5 protein-coding genes are annotated in these 10948 nt (G+C 74.5%); all 5 read left to right on the top strand.

The features are described from left to right. The first annotated feature begins 281 nt into the window (after nt 1-281). Complete coding sequence (locus OIB37_RS15240; RefSeq protein ID WP_330461855.1) at nt 282-4448, top strand: FHA domain-containing protein; 4167 nt, start codon at nt 282-284, stop codon at nt 4446-4448. 190 nt (nt 4449-4638) lie between these two features. Beyond that, entirely contained in the window at nt 4639-6015 is a 1377-nt protein-coding gene (locus OIB37_RS15245) for an ABC transporter substrate-binding protein (RefSeq protein WP_330458138.1), read from the top strand. Nucleotides 6016-6022: 7 nt separating this feature from the next. Further along, a complete protein-coding gene (locus OIB37_RS15250; RefSeq protein WP_443058153.1) occupies nt 6023-7369 on the top strand; it encodes a carbohydrate ABC transporter permease in 1347 nt (448 codons plus the stop codon). 186 nt (nt 7370-7555) lie between these two features. Continuing rightward, on the top strand, nt 7556-8467 hold the full coding sequence (locus OIB37_RS15255; RefSeq protein WP_330458139.1) for a carbohydrate ABC transporter permease: 912 nt from the start codon (nt 7556-7558) through the stop codon (nt 8465-8467). Between the two features lie 154 nt (nt 8468-8621). Next, nucleotides 8622-10883 carry a bifunctional glycosyltransferase/CDP-glycerol:glycerophosphate glycerophosphotransferase gene (locus tag OIB37_RS15260; protein WP_330458140.1) on the top strand — a complete coding sequence of 754 codons (2262 nt, stop codon included), beginning with the start codon at nt 8622-8624 and terminating at the stop codon, nt 10881-10883. Nucleotides 10884-10948 lie beyond the last annotated feature (65 nt).

Genomic DNA, 10948 nt, shown 5'->3' on the forward strand with positions numbered 1-10948 from the left:
CCCCCCACGGCAGTACGTAGACGTTCCCGTCCATGTTCGAAGGAAAGACGCTCGCCTCGGTCGCCTGGTTGCCGGTTCCCGGACGTGACCGATCTCAACTGATCACCGTCGCGGCACTGGTCAGGCACTTTTGGGGGCAGAGCCGACCAATCAAGATCACTTGGTGCCCGGCCGGGGGCGGACTGTCGGTGACAGGTGCGAGGATGCGTCCAGTACTGGCCGACGTGCTCGGGGTGGGGTGGGGCAAGTCCGCGCCCGCGCAGAAGGGACCGCTGACGGCGATGCAGATCCGGCTGACCGTCGTAGATCCGCTGGGACCTTCCCCGCAGCGAGGCCGCGCCGCGAGCCGTGACGTGCTGGTCACCGCGCCCGTGGGCACGGACCTGGCCGCGGTGGCGTCGGCGCTGGCCGCGGCGGTCACCGGGGAGGGCGGCGCGGGCCGGGATTCCGGTGGCGCGCCGGTGGTCCTGTACGCGGGCACGGAGCGGCTGGACGCCAGGCGCCGCACCCTGGGCGAGCCCCCGCTGGTCGACGGCGCGGTGCTGTCGCTGGGCGCCCCGGCGGCCCTCGAACCGCATCCCGAGCTGGACGACGCCCCGACCCAGCTGCACGTGATCGCCGGCCCGGACGCCGGCGGGGTCCACCTGCTGCACGGCGGCCGCATCACCGTCGGCCGCTCCGCCGACGCCGACGTACCCCTGGACGACCTCGACGTCTCCCGCCTCCACTGCGCCGTCACCGTCGCCCCCGACGGCCACGTCACCGTCACCGACCTCGGCTCCACCAACGGCACGACCCTCGACGGCACCCGCGTCACCGACCGGCCCCTGCGCTTCCCGCCGGGCGCCCTGCTGAGGATCGGCGAATCCGCCCTGCGTGTGACGCCGTCCGGGGGACCCGCGGCCCGGGTGCGGACGGTGCCGGACGGAGAGGGGTACGTGCGCGTGCCTCTCGGCGTCGAGGGTGCCGGGGACGCGGGCGTCCCGGGGACGGCCGCAGGACCCGGCGGCGACAGTGCGCCGGGCGCGGCGAACCCGGCCGCGTACGCGCGCGCGGGCCGCGTGGACTCCGCCCCGGACACGGCGTACGGCGCGCGCGCCGGCTCCGCTCCTGCGGCGGCCTCCGGCTCCCTCGACGGGCCGACCCACCACGCGTACGGCACCGGCGCCTGGGGCCCCGCGGACGCGGGGGCCCACGAACACCGGCGCGGGGAGCGGCCGGCGGTACCCGGCCAGGCCGGGGCACCGGGGATCGAGAGCCACGGCCCGGGCGCGGGCTCGCCCGGCCGGGCCGCCGGCACCGGGGCGGGCACGGCTTCCGCCGACCGGACCACGAGCGGCTACGGCGCCGGTGAGCCGGGGGGCGGCCCCTGGGCGGCCGGGGACCGCGGTCCGGCCGCGGCCGCCGGAGCGCGGCTCTACGACAGGCGCGGTCAGGGCTCCGCCGGCAGGAGCGCGGACGCGGGGCACCCCGCGCCCGGCACGCCCGGCACGCCCGACGACGGCGCGTGGCCGCGTGCCGCGGCGGCCTCCGGTACCGGCACCGGGCACGCGGACGCGGGCCTCCCCCACGCGCCCCACGCGCCCCGCACGCCCGACGACGAGGCCTGGGGCCGCGGAACTCCCGGCCCGGCCGGCCAGGTCACCGGCAGAAACCCCACGGACGCGGACCTCTACGGGACCGGCACGTCCGGCGCTGCGGCGCGGCCGTACCGGGTGCCCGGCTCCGACTCCGGTTCCGCTTCCGCTTCCGCTTCCGGCGGGTACCCGGAGGCCGGCCGCCCCGGATCCCGTGGCCTCGACGGCGGGGCGTGGTCCGCCCACGACACCCACGCGGGGCGCCAGGGCGTAGGCGGCGATGGCGGGACGGCCGAGGGCGGACACCCCGGTACGACGACTCACGACGCGCTGCCGGACGAGGGCACGCGCGCGGGCGGCCGCAAGGGCACGCCCGTCCGGGGCACCGACGTTCCCCCGGGCGCCCGGCGCCGGGGCGGCCTCGGGGCATGGGCGCGCAGGCTGGCCGGCGGGCGCGCCGGGCAGCCCCCGGCCGGCCCGGACGCGTACGCCGAGACCGCCAAAACGCCCGGTACCCCGGCGCCCGGGGTGCCGCAGCGGCCCGACACCTGGCCGGATCCCGCCGCACTGCTGCTGACGGCACTGGGGCCGGGCCCCCGGCTGTGGGAGCGCGGTCAGGGCCACCCGGAGGCGCTGACCGTACGGCTCGGCACCGCCGACCGGACCGCGCCGGACGGCTCCGGACCGTTGCCCGCGGTGCCGGTGACCGCCGCGCTGCGCGAGGCCGGGGCACTGGGCCTGGCCGGTCCGCGCCCCCGGCTGTCGGGGCTGGCCCGCGCGGTGCTGGCCCAGCTCGCCGCGCTGCACTCCCCCGACCTGCTGGAGATCGTGCTGATCAGCGCGGACCGTTCCCGCCCGGTCGAGGAGCGCACGGCCGAGTGGTCCTGGCTGGGCTGGCTCCCGCACGTCCGTCCCGGACGTGGCCAGGACTGCCGCCTGCTGCTGGCCTACGACCGCGAACAGGCGGCGGCACGCGTGGAGGAGCTCCTGCGCCGGGTGGAGGACCACGCGGCGGCGGGCCTCGGCGCGGCCCGGCCGTCCCCGGCGCGGACGGCCCCGGTCTCCCGTTCCCCTTACGCGTCCCCTTCTTCTTCGCCTGCCTCGGGTTCCTCTTCGCCGGCCTCGGGTTCTTCCCGCTCCGCCGAGTCCTTCCCCGGTCCCGTGACCGCCGCGCACCGCCCGTCCTGGGTCAGGGAGGGTGCCGAGCCGAGCGGCATCGGCGGTTTCCCGGGGCCGTACACCGTCGTCGTCCTGGACGGCGACCCGGGCGGGGCCGGGCTGCGGGAAGCCCTCGCGCGGCTGGCCGTGGCGGGGCCCCGGGCCGGTGTCCACGTCGTGTGCCTCGCCGAGACCACGGCCACCCTGCCCACTCCGGCCCCCTCCGCCGCTTCCCCCGCCGCCTCCGGCGCCTCCCCGGCGCCCCCGTCGGCGTCCGCTTCCCCCGACCCGTCGGTGACGGAGGCGTACGAGGCGGCCTGCGCGGTCACGCCGACCTTCCGGCACTGCGGTGCCGTGGCGCTGCTCGGCGGGGACGTCGCGAGCGTGCTGCACCTGATGCGGGTGGCGCCGACCGGTCCCGTCGGCACGGGCACGCTCGCCGCCGTGGACGCCGTCTCCGCCGCCTGGGCGGAGCGGTTCGCGCGGGCACTGGCACCGCTGCGCCCGGACGGTCCCGGCGAGCGGCACGCGCGCGCGACCGTGCCTCTGCCCCTGTCGGCGCGGCTGCTGGAGGAACTGGGGCTGGCCCGGGCCACCCCGGCGTCGCTGATGGCCCGCTGGGCGGACGCGGCCGACGACACGGAGTCGCTGGGCGGCCGGGCCCGGACGGTGCTCGGTGCCGGGGCGCGTGGCCCGCTCACCGCCGACCTGGTGGCCGACGGCCCGCACCTGCTGATCGAGGGACCGGCCGGCAGCGGCCGTACCGAACTGCTGCGGGCCCTGGTCGCCTCGCTGGCCGCCGCCGAACGGCCCGACCGGCTGAGCATCGTGCTGATCGACGGCCGGGACGGCGTCGGCACGGGCGCGGGGCGCGGCGAGGGGCTGCGCGTCTGCACGGACATCCCCCATGTGACGACGCATCTCATCGCCAACGACCCGGTCCGCATGCGGGAGTTCGCGCAGTCCCTGAGCGCCGAGCTGAAGCGGCGGACCGAGCTGGTGGGCCTCACGGACTTCGCCCAGTGGCACGCCGGACGCGAGGTGTCGGGCCGTATCGTCGCGCAGCGCTCCCCGGGCGGACGCCCGGCCGTGCCGGGGTCGGCGTCCGGGGGCGGGAACGGCGACATAGACGCGCCGCCGAGCTCCACGCTGCGGCTGCGGCCGCGTGCCGCCGCCCGGCAGCACACCGAGGCGGCGCCGCCGCTGCCCCGGCTCGTGGTGGTCGTGGACGACCTGGACGCGCTGGTCTCGCCCGCGCTGGGCTCGACGGGCCGGCCCGCCGCCGGTTCGGTGATGCGCGCGCTGGAGGCGGTGGCCCGGGAGGGCGAGCGGCTCGGTGTGCACCTGGTGGCGGCGGCCGGGACGGGCGGTCGTACGGCGGAGACGGAACCGGCCCGGCAGGCCACCTTGCGGGTGACGCTCGACGCGCCGTCCCCGGGTCCGGAGGAACCGGCGCCGGGGCGGGGCGTGCTGACGCACCCGGACGGGCGGACCGTGGGCTTCCAGGGCGGCCGGGTGACGGGCCGTATCCCGCGCACCGCGACCCAGCGGCCCACCGTGCTCGCGCTGGAGTGGGAGCGGACGGGCGACCCGCCGGCCCGCCGGCCGGTGCGGGAGCTGGGCAACGGCCCCACCGACCTGGCGCTGCTGGCGAGCGCGGTGCAGCGGGCGGCCCGGGAGGTGTCGGCGGCGGAGGTGCCCTCTCTGCTCTGATCGACTCCCCGCTCCCCCGGCCGCTCCGGTTTTCTCCGGCATCGGCACGCATACACCCCCGATCACGAGCCGGTCACGATGACCCCCGGGACGGGGCAGGCACTCTTGCCGCCCTCGCGGGGCCCGGCGTACACCGGAGCGCACGGGACAGTGTTCTGACGTTCAACGGAGAACGAAGAACGGGGAAGTGATGCGCCGCAAGAGCAGCACCATCCGGACAGACAGGGCCGTCGCCACACTCGCCGCTCTGCTGGCGGGAGCCCTCGCGCTCACCGCCTGCTCGGGCGGTGACGACAAGAAGGACAACGGGGAGAAGGACGGCGGGACCGGCGGCTCCTCCGTCTCCCTGCCGAAGCTGGACGGCGCCCGCCTGGAGGTCGCCGCCGTCTGGACGGGTACCGAGCAGAAGAACTTCAAGCAGGTCCTCGCGGAGTTCGAGAGGCGCACCGGCGCGAAGGTGACGTTCGTGCCCGCGCAGGACCCGATCATCAACTTCCTCGGCTCGAAGGTCGCGGGCGGCCAGCCGCCGGACGTGGCGCTGCTGCCGCAGCCGGGCGCGATCCGGCAGGCCGTGGAGAAGAACTGGGCCAAGCCGCTCGGCGCCGAGGCGGTCAAGGAGCTGGGGAAGAACTACTCCCAGGGCTGGCAGGACATCGGCAAGGTCGACGGCAAGAGTTACGGCGTCTACTACAAGGCCGCCAACAAGTCGCTGATCTGGTACAACGCCAAGGTCTTCGAGAACGCGGGCGCCAAGGAGCCGAAGTCCTGGCCGGAGCTGTTGAGCACCGCGCAGGCGGTGTACGACTCCGGGGTCACCCCGTTCTCGGTGGGCGGTGCCGACGGCTGGACGCTGACGGACTGGTTCGAGAACGTCTATCTGTCCCAGGCCGGCCCGGACAAGTACGACCAGCTCGCGCAGCACAAGCTCAAGTGGACCGATCCGTCGGTGAAGCAGGCCCTGACCACGCTGGCCCGGATCTGGGGCAAGAAGGACTACGTGGCGGGCGGCGCGGACGGCGCCCTGCAGACCGAGTTCCCGAACTCCGTGACGCAGACCTTCACCGGTGGCGACCAGCCGAAGGCGGCCATGGTCTACGAGGGCGACTTCGCACAGGTCAACATCGGTGACACCAAGGCGAAGGTGGGCACGGACGCGAAGGTGTTCCCGTTCCCGGCGGTGGGTGCGAACGCGCCCGTCGTCTCCGGCGGTGACGCGGCGGTGATCCTGAAGGACTCCAAGGCGGCGCAGGCGCTGGTCACCTTCCTCGCCTCCCCGGACGCGGCGACCGTCCAGGCGAAACTGGGCGGCTATCTCTCGCCGAACAAGAACGTGCCGGTGTCGGCGTATCCGAACGAGGTGCAGCGGACGATCGCCAAGGCCCTGGTCGCGTCCGGCGACGACTTCCGCTTCGACATGTCCGACCAGGCCCCGCAGGCCTTCGGCGGCACCCCGGGCAAGGGCGAGTGGAAGGACCTCCAGGACTTCCTGAAGAACCCGAAGGACGTGGCGGGCGCCCAGGAGAAGCTGGAGAAGGACGCGGCGGCCGCGTACGGAAGCGGGAGCTGATCCGGCCATGGCGTCGGCAGCGGCGGCAGGGCCCGCACCGGGCCCCGCCGCACCCCGCAAGCGCCGCGGCGGCGTGACCGGCACCCGCAGGACGGTGGCAGCGCTGTTCCTGCTGCCGGCCCTGATCCTGCTCGGCGCGCTCGTGGTCTACCCGATCGGGTACTCACTGGTCCGCAGCTTCACCGACTCCTCCGGCGACGGATTCGCCGGGGTCGACAACTACAAGGCCCTGTTCACCGACGACGGCATCCGCACCGCCCTGAAGAACAACGTCATCTGGGTGGTGTTCGCGCCCACGGTCTCCACCGCGCTCGGCCTGGTGTTCGCGGTGCTGACCGAACGGGTGCGCTGGGGAACGGCGTTCAAGCTGGTCGTCTTCATGCCGATGGCGATCTCGATGCTGGCGGCCGGGATCATCTTCCGGCTGGTGTACGACCAGGACCCGGACAAGGGGGTCGCCAACGCGGTGTGGGTGGGCGTGCACGACACGTTCGCGCAGGCGTCGGCGTTCCCGAAGGCGCACCCGGGCCGCGAGTCGCCGCTGGGCCCCGCTCAGGGCGGCTTCCTCACCAAGGACCCCGTCCGCGCCGGGCGTCCCGTCACCCTGCCGCTGGTCGGCGTGGCCCCCGACCGGATGCCCGACAGCGCGAGGAAGGCGGTGGCCGCCCGGCCCGAGCCGGGGAAGGTCACCGGCACGGCCTGGCAGGACTTCACCCGCGGCAAGGGCGTCGGCAGGCTCGGCATGCCCGACGCGTCCGAGCTGGGCTACGCCGGTATGCGGATCGAGGCGGTGAAGGACGGCGAGGTGGTGGCCTCCACGAAGGCCGCCGACGACGGCACCTTCACGCTGCCCGCCGCCGCCGACGGTGCCTGGCTGCGCCTGCCGGCGAGCAACTTCACGGAGCCGTACAACGGCGTCGACTGGCTCGGCCCGGCGCTGGTCACCCCGGCCGTCATCGGGTCGTACGTCTGGATGTGGGCGGGCTTCGCGATGGTGCTGATCGCGGCGGGGCTCGCGAGTGTGCCGCGGGAACTGCTGGAGGCCGCACGGGTGGACGGGGCCACCGAGTGGCAGGTGTTCCGCAAGGTCACCGTCCCGCTGCTGGCGCCGGTGCTCGCGGTCGTCACCGTCACACTGATGATCAACGTGCTGAAGGTGTTCGACCTCGTCTACATCATCGCCCCCGGCTCCTCCCAGGACGACGCGAACGTGCTGGCGCTGGAGCTGTACCGCAAGGGCTTCGCGGAGGGCCGACCGGGCGTCGCGAGCGCCATCGCGGTGCTCCTGCTGCTGCTGGTGATCCCGGTGATGCTGTTCAACATGCGCAGGCTCAGGCGGGAGGTGCGGCGATGACAGCACGCGCGCCTCACGACGGCTGGGGGTCCGGGGGTCGCCCCCCGGGAGAACGCAGCAACATGCGCAGGCTCAGGCGGGAGGTGCGGCGATGACAGCACGCGCGCCTCACGACGGCTGGGGGTACGGGGGTCGCCCCCCGGGAGAACGCAGCAACATGCGCAGGCTCAGGCGGGAGGTGCGGCGATGACGGCGACCGTCGAGGGCATCGGCAAGGAGGCGTCCGCCGGTGCGGCGGCGCGGGTCCGGCCGTCGCTCGGTTCGAAGATCGTGGGGAGCCTCGGCGGCGGACTGGTCCGCTTCTTCCTCGTCCTGGTCGGCCTGTTCTGGCTGGTGCCGACCGTCGGCCTGCTCCTGTCCTCCCTGCGCACACCCGAGGACATGAGCGCGAGCGGCTGGTGGACGGTGTTGAGCAAGCCGTCCCAGCTGACCCTCGGCAGCTATCAGAAGCTGCTGGAGAACGGCGACATCACCCACTCCCTGCTGAACACCGTGCTGATCACGGTCCCGGCGACCGTGCTGGTCGTGGTGATCGGCTCGCTGGCCGGCTACGCGTTCGCGTGGATGGAGTTCCCCGGCCGGGACTGGTGGTTCCTCGGCGTGGTCAGCCTGCTCGTGGTGCCGGTGCAGGTGGCGCTCATCCCGATCGCCGAACTGTTCGGCAAGGTCGGCCTCTTCGGGTCGATCCTCGGGGTGATCCTGTTCCACGTCGGCTTCGGCCTGCCGTTCGCGGTGTTCCTGCTGCGGAACTTCTTCGCGGAGATCCCCCGCGAGCTGCTGGAGGCGGCCCGCCTCGACGGCGCGGGTGAACTTCGCCTGTTCGCAAGGGTGGTGATGCCGCTCGGCGGGCCCGCGATCGCGAGCCTCGGCATCTTCCAGTTCCTGTGGGTGTGGAACGACCTGCTGGTCGCGCTGGTGTTCACCAAGTCCGGTTCGCAGCCGATCACAGTGGCCCTGCAGACGCAGGTACGGCAGTTCGGCAACAACATCGACGTACTCGCGCCCGGCGCGTTCCTCTCGATGGCCGTCCCGCTGGCCGTGTTCTTCGCGTTCCAGCGGCAGTTCGTGTCCGGGGTGATGGCGGGCGCGGTCAAGTAGCCGCACACCTGCGGGATTTCACGGGGGCGGGTCTTCGCGGCCCGCCCCTCCCCGTTCACCGGGCGTCCCCCACATGACGTAGGAACCGTAACCAAGTCACTCCATCGGCCGTTGCCGGGCATAACGCCCGCGCCGACCGACCCATGGAAGCCCCTTGCCCAGGTTCAGTGTCATCGTCCCCGCGTACAAGGTCCAGGCGTATCTGTCCGAGTGCCTGGACTCGGTGCTCGCGCAGTCGTACCCCGATCTCGAACTGATCGCGGTGGACGACTGCTCCCCGGACGCGTGCGGGGAGCTGATCGACGAGTACGCGGCCCGCGACGCACGCGTGAAAGCCGTGCACCTCACCGAGAACCAGGGACTCGGCCGCGCCCGCAACGCGGGGATCGCCCGCGCGACGGGCGACTACCTGGTCTTCCTGGACAGCGACGACACCCTCACCCCGGACGCGCTGCGCGCCGTGGCCGACCGGATCAAGGAGACCGACGACCCGGACGTCCTGGTCTACGACTACGCGCGCACCTACTGGGACGGCAGGGAGGTCCGCAACCAGGTCACCGACCCGCTGACCGAGCGGGGCCCGGCACCGTTCCGGCTGGAGGACCGGCCGGGGCTGCTGCGGGTGCTGATGGTGGCCTGGAACAAGGCCTACCGGCGGGAGTTCGTCCAGAGTCACGGTTTCGCGTTCCCGCCGGGCTACTACGAGGACACTCCCTGGACCTTCCCGGTGCTGATGTCGGCGGGGTCGATCGCCACGCTGGACCGGGTGTGCGTGCACTACCGGCAGCGCCGGCAGGGCAACATCCTGTCCACCACCAGCCGCAAGCACTTCGACATCTTCGAGCAGTACGACCGGGTGTTCGCCTACGTCGGGGCGCGGCCCGAACTCGCCCGCTGGCGGCCGGAGCTGTTCCGTCGCATGGTCGACCACTACGTCACGGTCTACACCCGCCGGGACCGGCTGCCGCGCGGGAGCCGTGCGGAGTTCCTGCGCGGGGCCCGCGCCCACTACCGCCGGCACGGGGTCCCCGGCGGCGCCCTGCCGCCGCGCTCGCGGCTGCGGCACGCCCTGGTCCGCCACGGCATGCACCGCACCTTCCGCGCCCTGCGCCTGGCCGCGGCCGTCCGCCGGCGCGCCCTGAAGTCGGCGGTGCGGCTGGCCCGCGCGCTCAGGACCGCCGCGCTCCGGCTGCACTACCGCGTCCAGCTGCGCCTGCCGCTGCGCGCCGACCGCGCGGTGTTCGGCGTCCACGGGGACCGGGGGCACGGCGGCGACCCGGGCGCGCTGGAGGAGGCGTTCCGCGCGCACGCCCCGCACATCCGCACCGCCTGGACCGTCCGCCCCGGGCACGAGGACGCCGTCCCGCCCGGCCCGCGCCGGCTGCGTCCGGGCACCGCCGCCTACTGGACGGCGCTGGCCCGCTCCAAGTACCTGGTGCACGACGGGGAGTTCGACCGGGGGATGCGCAAGCGCCGGGGCCAGGTCTTCGTCCAGACCCGGACCGGCACCCCGCTCAGGCGCGTGGGCCTGGACCTCCAGGAGCGTCCGGCGGCGGCCCGGGACACCGACTTCGGGGAACTGCTGCGGGGCGTCGACCAGTGGGACTACGTGCTGTCCGGCAACCGGCACTCCACGCTGACCTGGGAACGGGTCTGCCCCGGCCGCTACACCACGCTGGAGTACGGCCGTCCGCGCAACGACCGTTTCCAGCGGGCGACTTCCGCGGACGTGACCCGGCTGCGCGAGTCGCTGGGCGTCCCGTCGGGCTCGGTGGCGGTCCTGTACGCGCCCACCCACCGCGACCACCGGCGCACCCAGCACCCGGTCCTGGACCTGGAGCGCGTCCTGCGCCGGCTCGGCCCGCGCTTCGTGGTCCTGGCCCGCTCCCACCCCACGCGGGGCGGCCCCCTCGGCTCGGGCGCCCGGATCATCGACGTCTCCGGCCACCCGGACGTGGAGTCCCTCTGCCTGGCCTCGGACGTCCTGCTCACCGACTACTCGTCACTCATGTTCGACTACGCCGCCCTGGACCGGCCGGTCGTGGTGCACACCGAGGACTGGGAGGCCTGTCAGGCGGCCCGGGGGACCTACTTCGACCTGCGCGCCTTCCCGCCGGGCGCGGTCGCGCGCACCGAGGACGAGCTGATCGACATCTTCGCCACCGGCCACTGGCGCGGCTCCCGCTCCGCCCAGCTGCGGGCCTCGTTCCGGGAGCGGTTCTGCCCGTGGGACGACGGACGCGCCGCCGAACGCGTCGTACGGCATGTGCTGCTGGGCCGGGCGGAGGGGCTGCCGGAGGTCATCCCGCTCGCCGGGCGGCAGCCGGTGCCGTCGGCGGCCGCGGCCTCGGGGCGCTCCCCGCTCACGACCGTGCCGCAACCTTCCGGTCCCGTCCCCGTCACCGAGGGCCGCTGAACACCGTTGAACCCACCGGGAGTTCCCATGCCCCTCAGCTCGACGCGGCCCACTCCGACCCGGCC

This window comes from Streptomyces sp. NBC_00820 (assembly GCF_036347055.1).
GTDB lineage: Bacteria > Actinomycetota > Actinomycetes > Streptomycetales > Streptomycetaceae > Streptomyces.

Excerpts from the sequence above, each read along its gene's own strand:
- OIB37_RS15240 (WP_330461855.1), top strand. The coding sequence starts at position 282 with ATGCAGATCCGGCTGACCGTCGTAGATCCGCTGGGACCTTCCCCGCAG.
- OIB37_RS15245 (WP_330458138.1), top strand. The coding sequence starts at position 4,639 with ATGCGCCGCAAGAGCAGCACCATCCGGACAGACAGGGCCGTCGCCACA.
- OIB37_RS15250 (WP_443058153.1), top strand. The coding sequence starts at position 6,023 with ATGGCGTCGGCAGCGGCGGCAGGGCCCGCACCGGGCCCCGCCGCACCC.
- OIB37_RS15255 (WP_330458139.1), top strand. The coding sequence starts at position 7,556 with ATGACGGCGACCGTCGAGGGCATCGGCAAGGAGGCGTCCGCCGGTGCG.